Annotated in this window: 21 protein-coding genes; 7 read left to right on the top strand and 14 right to left on the bottom strand. The window is 27.6% G+C overall.

Annotated features, from left to right (window positions below; all coding sequences use genetic code 11):
- The first annotated feature begins 150 nt into the window (after positions 1-150).
- The 3 genes from FRIFI_RS04165 (at position 151) to FRIFI_RS04155 (ending at position 1,218) form a co-directional block, all read left to right on the top strand.
- Positions 151-393, top strand: a complete 243-nt coding sequence (locus FRIFI_RS04165; RefSeq protein ID WP_166505070.1) for a hypothetical protein — start codon at positions 151-153, stop codon at positions 391-393.
- Positions 394-610: 217 nt separating this feature from the next.
- Entirely contained in the window at positions 611-793 is a 183-nt protein-coding gene (locus FRIFI_RS04160) for a hypothetical protein (RefSeq protein WP_166505069.1), read from the top strand.
- Between the two features lie 239 nt (positions 794-1,032).
- Positions 1,033-1,218: a hypothetical protein gene (locus FRIFI_RS04155; RefSeq protein ID WP_166505068.1), complete on the top strand. Its 186-nt coding sequence runs from the start codon at positions 1,033-1,035 to the stop codon at positions 1,216-1,218.
- Between the two features lie 73 nt (positions 1,219-1,291).
- Here FRIFI_RS04155 and FRIFI_RS04150 read toward each other — a convergent pair whose 3' ends face one another.
- Positions 1,292-2,509: a hypothetical protein gene (locus tag FRIFI_RS04150; RefSeq protein WP_166505067.1), complete on the bottom strand. Its 1,218-nt coding sequence runs from the start codon at positions 2,507-2,509 to the stop codon at positions 1,292-1,294.
- A gap of 249 nt (positions 2,510-2,758) precedes the next feature.
- Between FRIFI_RS04150 and FRIFI_RS04145 the strand changes: the two genes are divergently transcribed.
- Positions 2,759-3,766 carry a collagen-like domain-containing protein gene (locus tag FRIFI_RS04145; RefSeq protein WP_166505066.1) on the top strand — a complete coding sequence of 336 codons (1,008 nt, stop codon included), beginning with the start codon at positions 2,759-2,761 and terminating at the stop codon, positions 3,764-3,766.
- A gap of 27 nt (positions 3,767-3,793) precedes the next feature.
- Here FRIFI_RS04145 and FRIFI_RS04140 read toward each other — a convergent pair whose 3' ends face one another.
- The 5 genes from FRIFI_RS04140 to FRIFI_RS04120 form a co-directional block, all read right to left on the bottom strand.
- On the bottom strand, positions 3,794-4,102 hold the full coding sequence (locus FRIFI_RS04140) for a GIY-YIG nuclease family protein (protein WP_092926701.1): 309 nt from the start codon (positions 4,100-4,102) through the stop codon (positions 3,794-3,796).
- 76 nt (positions 4,103-4,178) lie between these two features.
- Positions 4,179-4,694, bottom strand: a complete 516-nt coding sequence (gene epsC / locus FRIFI_RS04135; RefSeq protein ID WP_166505065.1) for a serine O-acetyltransferase EpsC — start codon at positions 4,692-4,694, stop codon at positions 4,179-4,181.
- A gap of 19 nt (positions 4,695-4,713) precedes the next feature.
- Entirely contained in the window at positions 4,714-5,613 is a 900-nt protein-coding gene (gene cysK / locus FRIFI_RS04130; protein WP_092926705.1) for a cysteine synthase A, read from the bottom strand.
- Between the two features lie 189 nt (positions 5,614-5,802).
- Complete coding sequence (locus FRIFI_RS04125) at positions 5,803-6,450, bottom strand: C40 family peptidase (protein ID WP_166505064.1); 648 nt, start codon at positions 6,448-6,450, stop codon at positions 5,803-5,805.
- A gap of 90 nt (positions 6,451-6,540) precedes the next feature.
- The gene (locus tag FRIFI_RS04120; protein WP_092926709.1) at positions 6,541-7,143 is read right to left on the bottom strand and encodes an NUDIX hydrolase; all 603 of its coding nucleotides are present in this window, start codon (positions 7,141-7,143) and stop codon (positions 6,541-6,543) included.
- Between the two features lie 127 nt (positions 7,144-7,270).
- On the opposite strand from FRIFI_RS04120, the gene FRIFI_RS04115 reads away from it, so the two are divergent.
- Positions 7,271-7,522: a DUF1294 domain-containing protein gene (locus FRIFI_RS04115; RefSeq protein ID WP_092926711.1), complete on the top strand. Its 252-nt coding sequence runs from the start codon at positions 7,271-7,273 to the stop codon at positions 7,520-7,522.
- 46 nt (positions 7,523-7,568) lie between these two features.
- Here the strand turns inward: FRIFI_RS04115 and FRIFI_RS04110 are convergent, their stop codons facing one another.
- Entirely contained in the window at positions 7,569-8,516 is a 948-nt protein-coding gene (locus tag FRIFI_RS04110) for a polysaccharide deacetylase family protein (protein ID WP_092926713.1), read from the bottom strand.
- Between the two features lie 328 nt (positions 8,517-8,844).
- Here FRIFI_RS04110 and megL point away from each other — a divergent pair, with 328 nt between their 5' ends.
- The gene (gene megL, locus FRIFI_RS04105) at positions 8,845-10,038 is read left to right on the top strand and encodes a methionine gamma-lyase (protein ID WP_166505063.1); all 1,194 of its coding nucleotides are present in this window, start codon (positions 8,845-8,847) and stop codon (positions 10,036-10,038) included.
- Positions 10,039-10,100: 62 nt separating this feature from the next.
- Here megL and FRIFI_RS04100 read toward each other — a convergent pair whose 3' ends face one another.
- Entirely contained in the window at positions 10,101-11,015 is a 915-nt protein-coding gene (locus FRIFI_RS04100; RefSeq protein WP_166505062.1) for a DNA-processing protein DprA, read from the bottom strand.
- A gap of 283 nt (positions 11,016-11,298) precedes the next feature.
- Between FRIFI_RS04100 and nhaC the strand changes: the two genes are divergently transcribed.
- Positions 11,299-12,705, top strand: coding sequence for a Na+/H+ antiporter NhaC (gene nhaC / locus FRIFI_RS04095; protein WP_092926719.1), 1,407 nt, complete (start codon positions 11,299-11,301; stop codon positions 12,703-12,705).
- 35 nt (positions 12,706-12,740) lie between these two features.
- Here nhaC and FRIFI_RS04090 read toward each other — a convergent pair whose 3' ends face one another.
- The 6 genes from FRIFI_RS04090 to thiD form a co-directional block, all read right to left on the bottom strand.
- Positions 12,741-14,396, bottom strand: a complete 1,656-nt coding sequence (locus FRIFI_RS04090; RefSeq protein WP_166505061.1) for a sensor histidine kinase — start codon at positions 14,394-14,396, stop codon at positions 12,741-12,743.
- Between the two features lie 134 nt (positions 14,397-14,530).
- Positions 14,531-15,145 (bottom strand): thiamine phosphate synthase, encoded by a 615-nt coding sequence (gene thiE / locus FRIFI_RS04085; protein ID WP_092926723.1) that lies wholly within the window; start codon positions 15,143-15,145, stop codon positions 14,531-14,533.
- 29 nt (positions 15,146-15,174) lie between these two features.
- Positions 15,175-15,798, bottom strand: a complete 624-nt coding sequence (thiT, locus tag FRIFI_RS04080) for an energy-coupled thiamine transporter ThiT (RefSeq protein WP_166505060.1) — start codon at positions 15,796-15,798, stop codon at positions 15,175-15,177.
- The gene (gene tenA / locus FRIFI_RS04075; protein ID WP_166505059.1) at positions 15,786-16,469 is read right to left on the bottom strand and encodes a thiaminase II; all 684 of its coding nucleotides are present in this window, start codon (positions 16,467-16,469) and stop codon (positions 15,786-15,788) included. The genes thiT and tenA overlap by 13 nt, the downstream gene beginning before the upstream one ends.
- The gene (gene thiM / locus FRIFI_RS04070; protein ID WP_166505058.1) at positions 16,469-17,254 is read right to left on the bottom strand and encodes a hydroxyethylthiazole kinase; all 786 of its coding nucleotides are present in this window, start codon (positions 17,252-17,254) and stop codon (positions 16,469-16,471) included. Before thiM ends, tenA begins: the two co-directional genes overlap by 1 nt.
- 16 nt (positions 17,255-17,270) lie before the next feature.
- Positions 17,271-18,077: a bifunctional hydroxymethylpyrimidine kinase/phosphomethylpyrimidine kinase gene (thiD, locus tag FRIFI_RS04065; RefSeq protein WP_092926731.1), complete on the bottom strand. Its 807-nt coding sequence runs from the start codon at positions 18,075-18,077 to the stop codon at positions 17,271-17,273.
- Positions 18,078-18,111 lie beyond the last annotated feature (34 nt).

Below are 18,111 nucleotides of genomic sequence, written 5' to 3'. Positions count from 1 at the left end.
GAATTAATTACATAATTCATTAATTCACTCTAATTATTTTGTCGAAATTAGTAACTTTTTCTGTTATTTATACATATTATTTATTAGATATATGAAAATATATCTTTTAATTTGAAATTTAAATAATAAAAATACGATGGAGGTTTTAGTATGTTTGGAAGCGGTTTAAATATATTTGGTAAAAATAATGGTTTTTGTGATGATAATATTTTAATAATATTACTTTTATTACTTTGTAACGATGGGTTCGACTGCGACTGTGATGATAAATGGAATCATAATGATGAATGTGGTCACCATGATAAATGCAACGATAAAAATGGATTCTTTATATTTATAATAATTATTTTATTCTTCTGTAATAAAAAAGGACATGGTAATTGCTTAAGATAATATAAGTTATATATCTATTAATTAATAAAAGGCACCTATTGTAGGTGCCTTTTTTATGTATATTTTTATTTGAATTTATTACATAATCCATTAATTTATTTTAATTATTTTGTCGAATTTAGTAACTTTTTCTATGTTTTATACATATTATTTATTAGATATAAAAAATTATATCTTTTAATTTAAATCTTAAATAAAAATTAATGGAGGTTTTAATATGTTTGGAAAAAATAATTGTTTTTGTGATGATAACTTTTTAATAATATTCCTTTTATTACTTTGTAACAATGGATTTGACTGCGACTTCGACTTCGACTGTGATAATAATAAATGCTTTATATTTATAATAATAATAATCCTTTTATTCTGCTGTAATAAAAAAAGACATGATGATTGCTAAGATAATATAAGTTATAATATATATTAATTAACAAAAGGCTCCTATTATATCATAGGTGCCTTTTTTATATATACAATTATTTTTTATATTTTTACTTGAATTTACTACATAATTAATTCGCTCCAATTTTTTGTCGAAATTAGTAACTTTTTCTGCATTTAATACATATTATTTATTAGATATAAAAAATTATATCTTTTAATTTAAATCTTAAATAAAAATATAATGGAGGTTTTAATATGTTTGGAAAAAATAATTGTTTTTGTGATGATAACTTTTTAATAATATTCCTTTTATTACTTTGTAACAATGGATTTGACTGCGACTTCGACTTCGACTGTGATAATAATAAATGCTTTATATTTATAATAATAATCCTTTTATTCTGCTGTAACAAAAAAAGACACGATGATTGCTTAATTTAGTATAAATTATAATATATATTAATTAATAAAAGACACCTACAATATAATAGGTGTCTTATTTTTATATATGCAATTATTTTTTAGATATCTTTTTTATCATTTCCATAATTTCTTCCATAGACTTTCCGTCTACTTCTTGCTTTAGTTTATTTATATCTATTTCTTCTAATATATTACTTACATCATTATTCATATTTGGTTTACTTTTCTCATTTTGTCCATTATCAAAATTTATATTTGATGCTATTTCTTTAGCCATTTCCATAATTTCATCCATAGATTTTCCTTCTACTTCTTGTTTTAGTTTATTTATATCTATTTCTTCTAATATATTACTTACATCATTATTCACATTTGATTTCTTTTCTTCATTTTGTCTATTATCGAAGTTCATACTTGATGATACTTTTTTAGCCATTTCTATAATTCCATCCATAGATTTTCCTTCTACTTCTTGTTTTAATTCATCTATATTTACTCTTTCTAGTATTCTTTTTATATTTTCGTTTATATCTTCATTATTTTTATTATTTTCTCTATTCCCATAATTTGAATTCATTTTTGACATCCCTCCATTCATTAGTTTTATAATTTCGCCAATTGAGTTATTATTACTTTCGTTTAGTTTATAATCACTCATTAACATATTTGATAATAAACCTTCTAGTGCATTTATATCTTCTAAATTAGATTTTGGATATATATTTTTTGTATCGTCATCTAAGTTCATTATAGTTAATGGATTAATTTTCTTATTATTGATATATTGTAGTAATAATTCTACCAACTTGTTTGTGTCAATTTTCTTTCCTGACTTTTTGTTGTGCTCTTCTTCTTTATAGTTTTTATTACCATTACTTCTAGTATTGTTATGCAAGCCTGTTGCTTTATATCTATTGCTACTCTCGATTGATTTTTTATTGTGATCTTTTTCTTCTTCTTTATCATTTTGATTGACATTACTTTTAGTGCTATTATTTGATTCTATTACTTTGCACTTTTCACTACTCTCGTCTGATTTTTTGTTGTGATCTTTTTCTTCTTCTTTATCATTTTGATTGACATTGCTTTTAGTACTGTTATTTGATTCTGTTACTTCGCATTTTTCACTACTCTCGTCTGACTTTTTATTATATTTTTTTTCTTCTTCTTTACAATTTTTATTGTACTTTCTTTCAACACTCTTATTCAAATTGTAAAAAGGAGATCTTTTAGAAATCCTATCCATTAACATATAATCTTCATATTCTTCATAACCTTCTATTCTATTATTTTTCTCTTCAGAGTTCACAAAATAAGCCTCCTTTTATTAATTAAAGTATCTATACGACACCTTACATCATTATATGTATTAAATTTCTTAAGGGTGACTTATTTAAAATGCTTGATAAAGTGAATATCTCTTATATTTTCCCATCACTTATTGTATATATATTTTACTTATTTTGGTGACTTATTGTTTCCTTTTAAATGTTTTTATCATATATGTATATTATGTAGTATTACTACTAAATTAAAATATTTGACATGGGGTGTTTGTATGCATAAAGATTGTATGAATAAAACTAAGAAGTGTAAAAAGTACTATGATTTAGATGATTGCCATTGTGAAAAAGAATATAAAAAAGATAAGGGTGCAAATTTAAAAATGTCCCCTATGTTTGTATATCCTGTCGATTTGTGCAACTGTGAAATATTTCATATATTATGTAATTGTATAGGAAGGATTGTTGGATTAAAGTTAGTAGATAATAATTGTATATTAAGACTTTGTATATGTGATGTAAATAGTTGCGGAGTTGTTGGTAAAACTCCATCAGGTAAAGGACCTATATACGTAAAACTTAATGCCATTCAATATATAGATTTTGGTAAAGAAACATATGTTAATCCTCTATGTGGTACAAGTTCGTGTGTAGGTGTACAAGGACCTAAAGGTGAAATGGGACCTATGGGGCCTGCTGGACCTAAAGGACCTAAGGGTGAAGTGGGACCTATGGGACCTGCTGGACCTAAAGGCGCTAAAGGTGAAATGGGATCTATGGGACCTGCTGGACCTAAAGGTGCTAAAGGTGAAATGGGATCTATGGGACCTGCTGGACCTAAAGGTGCTAAAGGTGAAATGGGACCTATGGGACCTACTGGATCTAAAGGTGCTAAAGGTGAAATGGGACCTATGGGACCTACTGGATCTAAAGGTGAAATGGGACCTATGGGGCCTTCTGGATCTAAAGGCGAAATGGGACCTATGGGGCCTTCTGGATCTAAAGGCGAAATGGGACCTATGGGACCTACTGGATCTAAAGGTGAAATGGGACCTATGGGGCCTTCTGGATCTAAAGGCGAAATGGGACCTATGGGGCCTTCTGGATCTAAAGGCGAAATGGGACCTATGGGACCTACTGGATCTAAAGGTGAAATGGGACCTACTGGGCCTAAAGGCGCCAAAGGTGAAGTTGGGCCTATGGGACCTAAGGGATATGAAGCTCCTGGTAAAAAAGTAAAAGAAAAATATATGCCTCCTAAGAAAATCCCTTATAAAAATTAATATAAAATATATAAAGAGGAAGCTTAATTATTTTAAAGCTTCCTCTTTATATATTTTATATTCTTCTTTATCTTCTAATTCATTTACAAATTCTTCATTATTTTCTATTAGCCAAAGCTTTTTATTTCTAGAAAGTTTTTTTATATAGCTTTCTAATTTCATAGCTTTACTTTTCGTATCACTTACAAAACATACTTCTAATTTTAAAAAACCTCTTGACCTTGTATATTTAGAATTTATACCTTTTTCGTGTTCTTTCATACGTCTTATTACATCAGTTGTGTATCCTGTATATAAAGAATTATCTCTACATCTTATTATATATGTAAAGTGCATAAAATCATCCATCCTTAATTTTTAACTTTATAATATATAATAACATGTTTTAGATATATTGTGTTACTTTTTGAAATTATCTCACCTTAACTACTTTACCAGGTATTCCAACAACTGTAGCTCCATTTGGTACATCTTTTAAAACAACTGCATTTGATCCTATTTTTGAATTTGATCCTATATTGATAGGACCTAAAACTTTGGCTCCTGCCCCAATTATTACATTATCACCAACAGTTGGATGTCTTTTTCCCTTTTCTTTTCCTGTTCCACCTAAAGTTGTTCCATGATATATAGTTACTCTACTTCCAACCTCAGCAGTTTCTCCAATAACTACCCCCATACCATGATCTATAAGTATTCCTCCACCTAATTTAGCCCCAGGATGTATTTCTATACCTGTTAAAAATCTTGAGATTTGTGATACTAACCTTGCTAAAAAAAATCTCTTATGTCTATATAAAAAATGAGAAATACTATGCCCTATCCTTGCATGTATAGATGGATAAAGTAAAAATACCTCTGTTTTGCTTCTTGCTGCTGGATCATTCTCCATTATATACTCAATATCTGCTTTAATTTTCTCAAACATATAATCATCCCTCTATGATTTAATTAAATATATTCAAAGACATATATTTATCTAACCCATCTGGTGATACTGTAACTATTTTCTTATTAGGAAATCTCTTTGATAATTCTAGTGCACCATAAACATTTGCACCTGATGATATTCCTACTAATATCCCTTCTTTTTTAGCCATTAATCTTACTCCTTCATAGGCCTCTTCATCACTTACTGTAATAACCTCATCTACTATACTATCGTCATAATTTTTAGGTATAAATCCTGCTCCTATACCTTGAATTTTATGAGGTCCTTTAATATTTTTAGATATTACAGGTGAACTTTTTGGCTCTAATGCTACCACCTTAATGTCTTTATTTTTTTCTTTTAGGTATCTTCCTATTCCTGTCAATGTTCCTCCTGTCCCTACACCACAAACAAAAATGTCTATATCTTTAACATCATTTAATATTTCAACTGCTGTTGTATTGTAATGAGCATATGGATTATCTTCATTTTCAAATTGATTTAAACTTATATAGTTTTCATTATTTTCTATTAACTCTTTAGCTTTATTTATAGCACCATCCATACCTAGCTTGCCATCTGTTAATATTAATTTGGCACCATAACATTTCATAAGTGTCCTTCTTTCTTCACTCATAGTGTCTGGCATTACTATTATAACTTCGTATCCTTTTAAAGCTCCTACCATTGATAGAGCTATACCTGTATTCCCACTTGTAGCTTCTACCAATACACTTCCATTTTTTAATATATTTCTTTCTTCTAGCCCTTTTATCATATTTAAAACAGCTCTATCTTTTATACTTCCTCCTGGGTTGTATTTTTCTAGTTTTACATATATATTTTTATTACCTATATTGTTAAGTTTTATCATAGGAGTATTTCCTATTGTAGATAGTATATTTTCATTAATCATAATTTGCTCCTTATATTTTAGTATTTATTTCTATTATTTTATAATATATAAATATAAATCCCATAAATATATATATTTATACTATAAAAAAAATCACTTACTTAATCTTAAGAATATCTGCCTATAAAATAAGTTAAGCTATATCATAAACTTATGATACATCTTAACTTATTTTATAGGTAATTAATTCTATGGTCTTCTGGCTCCTCTATAGTGTTTTTCGTAATAACCTGTTAGTTTAGATTTTTTAACTCCATCTTTTGGATTAGATGCATGTATAAATTCACCATTTCCTACATACATTCCCACATGACTAACTCTGCCTTTATTCATAGTATCGAAAAATATTAAATCTCCGACTTGTAAATCCTTTTTGTCAATAGCTTTGCCAAACTTACTTTGTTCATAGGATACTCGAGGTATATCTTTACCTAGTGCATTTTTATAAACATATTGAACTAGCCCAGAACAATCAAAAGATTTTGGTCCTGTTGCCCCCCATACATATGGCTTTCCTATTTGGCTTTCTAGCAATTTTATTGCATCATCCATCTTATTATTACTTTTTTGAGCATTATTTATATTACTACTATTATTAACTTTACTTACGTTAACATTACTTAAAAGTGTATCTAAACCATTAAGTTTATTTTGATTCTCATTACTACAGCTACAACTACAGCTACATGTTGGACTATCATTAAGTATACTATTAAATGTACTTTGTAATACAAAATCAAATACATTTGAATTATTGTTTGTACAAGCTTTATTTTTTGAATTAGATTTGCTTATAGCATTTAAAAGCTCTATCATAACTATTTGGTTAACATTCATACTAAATCTCCCTACTTACTTATATATAAAAAACCGTACATTAAATAATACGGTTATCATATATATATATTTAGTATTTATATAATATAATTAATGAAATAGTTTTTCACCTAAGTTTATAAACATTTGAAGTAGTAGATATGATTTTATATCTATTTTTTCTCTTCCGTTTATTATTTCTTTAGCTTCTTCCTTTGATACTAAAAATGCTTCTATATCTTCATCTTCTTCTAAAAATTCTTTACTTAAATTGCCATCACATAAACAATATACAAATGCTACTGATTCATCAGTCATTCCTGGAGATAAATATAATTTATCATTACTATTTATATTATTTATACTTATAAGTTCTAGACCTGTTTCCTCTTTTAATTCTCTTTTTACCGCTTTTTCTATACCCTCTTCATTATCCACAAGTCCTGCTGGAAGTTCATATATATAACTATTTATAGGTACTCTAAATTGTTTTATAAGTACTAACTTCTTTTCGCTTTTATGATATGCTGCTATTACTACTGCATCTATTTTATCTTCTTTATCGTTTATATATATTTCCTTTAGATTATTTTCATCTTTTCTTGATGCTACCATCCAGTGTCTTATGTCATTATTTTTATTTTCATATTCAACATCATAAAGCCCTACAAATTTAGTTTTAACTAATGTGGTTACATCTTTTATTTTAGTCATGTTTTACACTTCCTTTTTATTTATTCTATGTTAATATTATACTAATGTATAATATATTTTTATAGTATATAAGTTATTATATTCATTTACGATTATTAATATTTTAATTAAAAAGAAAGGATTATATATGGAAAATTTATTTTTATTTTATATGTTAATTATAAATATAGCTTCTTTTTATTCAATGTATATAGATAAGAAAAAGGCCATAAATCATGAATATAGAATAAGCGAAAATACTCTTATGATGCTATCATTAGTAGGTGGCAGTTTAGGTATATTAATTGGAATGTATAGATTCCACCATAAAACGCAAAAAAACAAGTTTAAAATAGGAGTTCCAATAATTTTAATTATTCAGATGCTAATTTTAACATAATAAAAAAGCCTACAAGGTAATAAATACCTGTAGGCTTTTTATAAAATTAAGATAATGTTTTAAATTCATATCCATTTGATTTGAAATATTCTATTATTTGAGGTAATGCTTTTGCAGTAGCTTCTTTTCCATATGTATCATGCATTAATACAACTACCATTTCTTTACCTTGTGCTGTCTTTTTAGCATATTCTACTAATTGAGCTGGAGTTTTTCTTCCACCTTCTGCATCTCCACTTAAAGCATTCCAGTCTATAGATGCCATTTTATTTTCGTTTAAATACTGATCTAATGGTTCCATACCTTTCCATGACATATGTCCACCTGGACATCTTATAACTCTTGTTGAGAAGTTTGGACCTAAAGTATCCTTTAATATCTTATCAGTTTTTGCAAAGTCACCTTTAAAATTATCTAAATTTAAAACTCTATTAGGATAAAGTATTTTATAATCATGGCTATAAGAGTGATTAGCTATTGCATGACCCTTATCAAATTCTTCTTTTATAAGTTCTTTAGCTTTTGATCCGCCACGTTCAATATTTTCTCCTGTTAAGAAAAATGTTGCTTTAACTCCGTACTCATCTAATATTTTTAATATTTGTGGAGTAACTGTTGTTGATGTTCCATCATCAAAAGTTAAAAATACTACTTTTTCTCCATTGTTGCTATAATCGTATTTCTTTAATTTGTCAGCCACTTTTAATGCATCATAAGTATATTTTTTACCTTCATGATTAACTCCGACCATTCTCTTTTTAGCTTCTTCTTCTTCTTTACGCTTCTTCTCAGCTGCTAATCTTTCTGCCTCAGCCTTTTTTTGCATTTCAATTTTTTCTTGCTTTTGTTCAGCTATAAATGATGCTGTCGCTCCGACTAACTTATAGCCTCCAAATATTATGACTATTGATGCTACTGAAACTAATGCTACTTTTTTAACATCAACGCGACCTTTTTTCTTAGAACCAAAGTTTATATTGTTCTTTTTCGGCATAAAAAATTCCCCCGTTCTGTCTTTTATTGTCTATAATTGTTCTACATTTAATTATATAGCACTTATTTGTAAAAAACCACATGATAAAATTTACAATTTTGTATCCAACTATTTTATACTAATGGTTTTTAATTTATCAAATAATGGTATCTAATTTCTTTAATTTTCATTATATCTAAATATTTTAAATTATAGAAATCTTACTATTTTATTCCATATTGTTTACAAGAATTTTTTTTAGTGTTATATTGATGTTGAAAACTTAACAAAACGTTTTCAAGAAAATTGTAAGACACTACTATTTAATCAAATTTAGGAGGGAATTACTATGGAAAACTTAAGAGGGAAAAAATTTGCTACAAAAGCTATTCACGGAGGACATCATAAAGATCCAGTATCTGGTGCTTTAACTACACCAATATTCCAAACATCAACTTTTGTATTTGATAGTGCTGAACAAGGTGGTAGAAGATTTGCTCTTGAAGAAGGTGGGTACATATATTCTAGATTAGGAAATCCTACAAATTCTCAATTAGAAGAGAAAATGGCTTTACTTGAAAATGGAGAAGCTTGTATGTCAACAGCTTCTGGAATAGGTGCTATAAGTTCTGCTCTTTGGACTGCTTTAAAAGCAGGAGATCATGTTGTTGCTTCAAAAACATTATACGGTTGTACATTTGCATTACTAAATCATGGTATAAGTAGATATGGTGTAGATGTAACTTTCGTAGATGCATCTAATATAGATGAAGTTAAATCTGCTATGAGAGAAAATACTAGAGTTGTTTATTTAGAAACTCCAGCAAATCCAGATTTAAAGATAATGGATATTGAAACTATATCTAATATTGCACATGAAGTTAAAAATTGTATAGTCATAGTAGATAATACATTCTGTACTCCATACATACAAAGACCTCTAGAATTAGGTGCAGATGTAGTTGTTCATTCAGCTACTAAATACTTAAACGGTCACGGAGATGTTATAGCTGGTTTTGTAGTTGGTAAACAAGACTTTATAAATCAAGTAAGATTATTTGGAGTTAAAGATATGACTGGTGCTGTTTTAAGCCCATTCGATGCTTATTTAATACTTAGAGGTATGAAAACTTTACAAATTAGAATGGATAGACATACTCAAAATGCTATGAAAGTTGCAGAATTTTTAGAAACTCATGAAAATGTTATAAAAGTAAATTATCCAGGACTTAAAAGCTTCCCTCAATATGAACTAGCTAAAAAACAAATGGATATGCCTGGTGGTATGATAGCCTTTGAAGTTAAGGGTGGATTAGAAGCAGGTAAGAAATTATTAAATTCTTTAGAATTATGCACTCTTGCTGTTAGTTTAGGGGACTGTGAAACATTAATTCAACATCCAGCTTCAATGACTCATTCTCCATATACTCCAGAAGAAAGAGCTGCAGCAGGAATTTCAGATGGATTAATTAGAATATCTGTTGGATTAGAGGATTGTGATGATATAATAGCAGATTTAAAACAAGGTCTTGATAGACTATAGTAATTTTTCTTTAATATAACTAGAGAGGTAAACGCCCTCTCTAGTTTTTATTTAGATAACTTTTATAATTTAAATACTAGTTGCTTACCATTATCTATATAATTTTTATTACCATTTTCTATTTTTTCTTTAAGCTTATTTATATCACATTCATCATTTATAACTATACAATTTTTATTATCTATAATCTCTACATTTCGCTTAATATTTATACAAGATAAAATCCTATTTTGATTTATGCAAAAATTAATGGTATGATTTGTACCAGAATTTTCATTTGTCTCACATACTATTAAAGCATTGCTTAATCCACTTTGAAGTCTATTCCTTCTTATAAAATTGCTTTTATGTATATTACTTCCTAATGGATATTCGCTTACTAAGCACCCTTTATTATCTACTATATCATTTGCTAACTTTACATTACTTTTAGGATATATATTATCTAAAGGACATGGTAAAACCGCTACTGTACTTCCAAATGCATCTAAGCAACCTTTATGTGCTTGTTCATCACAACCTTTAGCTAGTCCACTTATAATACTATATCCATCTTTCCCTAGTAAATAGGCCATATTGTAAGATGACTTTAGCCCTTTTACACTAGCTTTTCTACTTCCTATTATAGCTATTGATTTATTATTTGTCATAGCACTATAATTTCCTTTATAAAAAAGTAATAATGGTCTATCATTTATGTGTCTTAACTTTTCAGGATAGCTACTTTCTAGTATGCTTACAATTTTTATATTTTGTTTTATACAAGATTCTTTAATTTTATATGTTTTATTAATAGCTATTTTTATATCATCTAACGTATATATTCGTTTTGTTTTACCTTTCAAATTTGCCTCTTCCAGTAAATGTAAAATCTCTTTTTCATTATGTTTTGTACTTTTGCTAATATGTAGTATGTATTCTATTGTTTTATTTCCTATGTATTTTAAATTAAGCAGCGTAAGAATTAAATCATTCATATCTTTCTCCTGATTTATCGTTTTAATTAGTTTAACCAATCTAAATAGTAATTTTTGCTTTTCAGCAAATTTTTTTGCATAGTTGCTTATTTTTTTGCAATAACGCGTTTTATATTTTTATAATTTTTTTAATTTTTAGATAATTTTCTAATTAATTACATATATAATACTTTTTTATTTATTATCATATACATCTGGCATATTATTTGCTTTATTTAATTGTAATCATATTTTTATTTACTTCTAGTGAAAATTATAAATTTCTAAGGGGGACTTTTATTTTATGAGTAAAAGAGAAAAAAAGCAAGCTACCTTAGTTGATGCATTAATACCAATTGTATGTTTAGCTTTATTTCTAGGTATATCTATATTTAAATACGGAGCTTCTCCTCATGTTCCTTTAATCGGTGGAGCTATAGTCGCTGGCTTAGTAGCTGTTTACAGACTTGGATTTGAGTGGAGCGAATTAGAGGAAAGCATGTTTTCTTCTATAAAAATGGCCATGCAGGCTATTCTTATCATAATGATAATAGGTGTGCTTATTGGAACTTGGATAATTAGTGGTGTTGTTCCATCTATGATTTATTGGGGATTAAAAATCTTATCTCCAGGAATATTCTTAGCAGCTACTACTATTATCTGTGGTATAGTTTCTTTAGCTACTGGTTCATCATGGAGTACTATGGGAACTGTTGGAGTTGCTCTTTTAGGTATTGGGCAAGGTCTTCAAATTCCAGCACCTATAGTTGCAGGAGCAATAATATCAGGTGCTTATTTTGGAGATAAACTTTCTCCTCTATCAGATACAACAAACTTAGCTCCTGCTATGGCTGGTGCTACTTTATTTGAACATATAAATTATATGCTTTATTCAACTATACCTTCTCTTTTAATATGCCTTGTACTTTACAGTATAATAGGTATGAGATATGGAGGACAAGAATTAGACATGTCTAATATTAATTTAATAAGAGATACTTTGGCTAGTTCATTTAATACTCTATCACCTATATTATTTATACCTCCAATAGTGGTTATTGGTCTGGTAATATTTAAAGTTCCTGCTATACCTGGGCTTATATTTGGTGCTATTTTAGGATTTGTATTTGCTATAGTATTTCAAGGTGCATCAGTTGGAGATATAATAAGTGCAGCTCATACTGGTTTTGTTTCTAATACTGGTGTTGCAGAAGTTGATGAATTATTATCTAAAGGCGGATTAATGAATATGATGAGTACTGTTTCTTTAACAATATCTGCTCTAGCTTTAGGTGGAATACTTGAAAAAACTGGTATGTTAGAGGCTTTAGCTTCAGCTTTACTTAAATTTGCAAAAGGTACATTTGGAGTTGTTTTTTCAACTATGGTTACATGTGTAATGACTAATACAGTAGCTGGTGAACAGTATTTATCTATAGTTATACCTGGAAGAATGTTTAAAGATGAATACGCAAAAAGAGGTCTTCATCCTAAAATGCTATCAAGAGCGCTTGAAGATAGTGGGACTATGAGTTCTGCCTTAGTTCCTTGGAATACATGTGGAGCTTACATCTATGGTACATTAGGAGTTAGTACTTTTGCCTATCTTCCATATGCATTCTTAAACTTAATAAATCCTATTGTTTCACTATTTTTGATAGCAATTAAATTTAAAATAGCTACAATCCCTAAAAAAGAAGTAAATAAATAAAATACTAAAAAATAAAAGCATCCATATGGATGCTTTTATCTATATATATCAGAAAATTCTATATTACACATTTCAATCTTACTATTTTCTGATATAAATTTCTTTATATTTGTTTTGCTTTTTACTAACTTGCTTGGTAAATAAAATTCAAACTTACTACCTTTTCCTACCTCACTTTTTACACTTATATCTCCGCCATGAAGATTTACTAAAGATTTAACTAGTGATAAACCTATTCCACTACCTTCATAACTACTTGCTATATTACTCTTTACCTGTGTAAATCTTTCAAATATACTTTGTAATTTATTACTATCTATACCTTCTCCATTATCACAAACAGATATATACACTCTATCTCCTTTGCTTTCTACATTCACATAAATACATCCATTAATACTTGTATGTTTAATAGAATTAGATAATAAATTTAAAAGTATTCTTTCTATTTTTTCTGGATCAAATGCAAGTATCATTTCCTCACAGTTTGTATCAAATACCAAATCAATTTGTTTATTTTTAGCATAAGGAGTTACAGATAAACTTATCTCTTCTACTACATTTACTATATTATAGTTTCCAAGCTCTAATTCATAATATCCTGCATCTATTTTTGTTATATCTATGATATTATTTACCAATCTTAGTATCCTATATAGGTTTTGCTTAAATAATTTAATATAATTTTCTAAATCTATCTTATCATTAAATTTTATATTTTCTTTTACTATATTAATATCTATTAACTGTATTATTCCAAGCATAATATTAAGCGGTGTCTTAAATTCATGGGATATATTTGCGAAAAATTCATTTTTCATTGACTCTAAATATATATTTTGCTCTAATTTTTGCCTAGCTTCTACATCTTCTTTTTCTTTATCTATATCTCTTACAGAAAATGCTATGATATCTCTTTCTTTTATATATTTTAAGTGCCATCTCAGCCATTTATAGCTATTATCTTTACATATCATTTTATTTTCTATTACCTTTACATTTCCATCCTTTAAACTTAAGATATTTAAAAATTCTTCTTTATGATCATCATATATTTTATCTATTATACTAGTTGATGTTAATTCTTCTTCATTAAATCCTGTTATTTTATTACATTCTTTTGTAAAAAGTTTAATGTAAGCATTTCTATCTATAGCTCCTATTACATCTGCAGATATACTTAAGAATACCTCCAAATCCTTTTTTATAAATTCTACTTTTTTTATTTCATCTATAAAGTTAATTATAGTACCTTCTAAATCTATATTTTCTAAGATTTTATATATATCGCTGTCTTTTTTTATTTCATCTAAGATAGCACTCATATCATATATTAATTTCTCTGAATTTTTAAACTCCCTTTTTCTATTGTTATCTATATTAATTACCATATTATCTATATTATTGTCAGTTATATCTCTTACTAATATATATGTACCATTATCTTTCGTTTTAGTTATATTAGTGCTTAATTCAAATTCTCCATTTGATGTATTTAGTTTTATACCTATATCGAAGTAGTTTTTAAACTCTAATTTTTCTATTTTTACTTTACTACTTATATCTATGTTTAAGGAATTAATGTCTTTTTCATTTATATACTCTAATAACTTATTGTTACAAAATATTATATTAAAATCTTTATCTAATATAAATATACTATCACTCAAATTATTAAAAAACTCTTTCATTCTTATCTCCCCCAAATATAACCCTTAATAAGTATTCTACACTTTTAGGCAATTTCCTTGAATTGTATTACCTTTTTAGAGTTTAATTTATAATAAAAAAGAAGATACTTTTAAAAGCATCTTCTTTTTTTATATTATATAACATCCATAAATTTTTTAGTTTGACCATATATATCATCATATTTTAATATCTCTGATACTATTGCATATCCATCTATATTTTCATTTTTTAAAGCAGATATATTAGATAGATTTATACCACCAATACATACTATTGGTATATCTATATTTTCTTTTATACTTCTTAATTCTTCTATACTCACATGTTTTGCATCCAATTTAGTAGTTGTAGTAAACATTGATCCTACACCTATATAATCTGCACCATCATTTTTTGCCTTAAGTGATAATTCTAGATTTTGAGTAGATACCCCAATTATCTTATCATTCCCTATTAAATGTCTAACTTCACTACATGGTATATCACTTTGTCCTATATGAACACCGTCTGCACCTACTAACATTGCTATATCTACTCTATCATTTATTATAAAAATTGCATTATATTTTTTTGTAAGTTCTCTTAATTTATAAGCTTTTTCTAAAAATTCTTTTCCTGATGCTTTTTTCTCTCTTAATTGAACTGTTTTTACGCCTGCTTTTAATGCTTCTTCTATAGACTCATAAAAATCTCTACCTTTTAAAATATCTGAGTCTGTAACTAAATATAATTTTAATTTTTCTCTCATCTTTATCTCCTATATTAATTTTTTAGTATTTATTGGCTAATTGATATATTTAAAACCTTACTAAACCTCTTTATAGGTATAAATAATATTAATATGCTAGTTAATAATCCTTCTACACCTGCACTTGATATATTATATACACATGAATATACTATAGGATTCATTCCTTTAGGTGCATATTGTGCAAAATATAATACTCCTGATATTATATACATTAAAACACTAAGGCTAGTTGCTAATATGCATCCTGCAAATATATTAAATTTTTTATCTCTTCCAAATATTCCTGCTAACCCTAGTACCATCATTGGAAGTATATAATCTAATAAAAACTGAGCTGGATGTATTATTGTTGGTCCACTTATTAACTTTATTAAAGCAAAAACTAAACCTGCAGTTATCCCAACTTCTTTACCGTAAAGTATAGCAAGTAGCATTGTAGGTAACATTGAAAATAAAGTTATTCCCCCGCCTTGAGGATATTTTATAAATTGAATCATAGAAAGTATATAAGACATTGCTGAAAACATACCGATTATTACTATTTCTTTTGTGCTTAATTTTCTATTTTTCATATCTTTTAGATACAAGCAAAACCATCCTATACTAACGATTAATATAACTATTCCTAATATATTATTTAAACTAGACATAAGTCTCCCTCCTTAGTTTCTTTATAGGCCATATTCCAAAATTCTAATTCATGTAAACTTGATTTTATAAATATTTCTTTTAAGTTTTCTCTTTCTTCATTACTTATATCTCTACATAAATAGTTAACATAATCTAACCACTCCCTTAGATTCTCGTCAAATTTTCCTTCAGAGTACATATCTATCCATTCTTTGTAGTAATTTCCTTCTAATGTCTCTTTGTAATTATCTAGTAGATAGTGTCCTATATAATTATAGCTCCAGTTACAAGGCATTGTAGAGATTACAATTTCTCTTAAATTTCCTTTTAAGGCTATAGCTTGCATATAACTAGTATAATTATCTGTTGTTATTTCATATTTACATGTTTCTGCTATTTTTGGTGGTACTCCTAATTTGTTCATATAACTAACATGTACTGCTGTTTCATATTCTATCGATGCACTTATGGCTCTACTGAAAAAGTTCATTTCCTCTATAGTCTTTGACTTTATTAAGCACATTGCAAATACTTTACCAAATTCTTTAAGGTATAAATAATCTTGTACTAAATAATTTTTAAATTTCTCTTTAGGTAAAGTACCTTCTCCTAGTTCTTTTATAAATGGATGTTCTAAGTATTCTTGCCATATATTTTTAACTTCTTCAAATAAATAATCTGTAAATTTCATTATATAACCTCAACCTTTCCAAATTTATTTAGCTTTTCTTCATCTAGGTCATATATATTATTCATAAGCTCAACTTTGAAGTCTCCTATAGATATATTTTCTTTATCAGCTAGCTGTCCGCATAAACTCATCGTCATTATCCCCATAGAGATAGCCTCTAAAGTTTTATCACTACTCCCAAGATATGATCCCATTAAGCTAGCACACATACACCCTGTACCAGTTATATACTTTAACTTAGGTGTTCCATTATATATTTTAATTATTCTATTTCCATCAGTTACACTATCTACTTTTCCAGTTGCACAAACTACACATTCTAATTTGTTAGCAATCTTTTTTATAGCTTCATCAATATTTTTGTCATCATCAAAAGAGTCAACACCCTTGCCTTTAACATCAAATCCACCTATATATTTAATCTCAGCTACATTTCCTTTTATTGCAGTAAATCTTACTTCATTTAATAATCTTTTTACAAAATTTGCCCTAGTTTTTGTAGCAAATACTCCTACTGGGTCAAGTACAACAGGTTTATTGTACTTATTGGCCATTTTACCTGCTTGTAAAAATAATTCTAAGTTAGAAGATTTCATAGTACCTATATTTATAACTACTGAACTTGCTACCTGAACAATCTCTTCTACTTCTTCATATGAAAAACTCATTAAAGGACTCGCTCCTAGTGCCAATGTTATATTAGCACAATCATTTATAGTTACTTCATTAGTATAATGAAGTACTAATGGATTAATTTCTTTAACTTTATTTATTAAACTATACATATTCTCTACCCCAATACTATATTTTCTTATTTTCTATTTCATAGAAATGATGAACAGGTCCTACTCCACTTCCTATATCAAAACTATATCTTATTGCGTTTGTTATATACTCCTTACTTCTTTTTACGCTTTCACATATATCATATCCTAATGCTAAGTGTGCAGCTATTGCTGAAGATAGTGTACATCCTGTTCCATGCGTATTTTTTCTATATAGCCTTTCACTCTTATATACTTTAAATATATCTTTGCCTATAAGTATATCTACAGCATCACCGTCTAAGTGTCCCCCCTTCATAAGTACAAACTTCGGACCTAATTCTAATATTTTTTGACCTGCTAATTTCATATCCTCAACATTGTCTATTTTAATACCTGTTATTTCTTCTGCTTCTGGTGTATTTGGTGTTATTATGTAGGCCATTGGTATAAGATACTCTATCATACTTTGCTTAGCTTCTGGCTTAAGTAGTGAATATCCACTCTTTGATATCATTACCGGATCAATAACTAGATTTTCTGGTTTGTATTTATCTAGAGTTTTTGCTATTTCTTTTATTATTTCTTCACTAGATACCATACCTATTTTTAAAGATTTTGGACGTATATCATCAAATACAACTTCTATTTGTTTTTTAATTATCTCTTTGCTTAAATCTTCTACCATAAATACACCTTTAGTATTTTGGGCTGTTATAGCTGTTATAACACTCATCCCATAAGTTCCTATTGCACTAAATGTTTTTAAATCAGCTTGTACACCTGCTCCACCAGACGAGTCTGAACCTGCTATTGTCAGTGTAGGTATTTTGTAGTTTTTCATATGATCTTCTCCCTTTTATTTATTAAATATTTAA

The organism is Romboutsia hominis (genome assembly GCF_900002575.1).
Lineage (GTDB): Bacteria > Bacillota > Clostridia > Peptostreptococcales > Peptostreptococcaceae > Romboutsia_C > Romboutsia_C hominis.
Note: the sequence above shows the minus strand (reverse complement) of the source record. Positions and strands in the feature narration are given on the sequence as shown.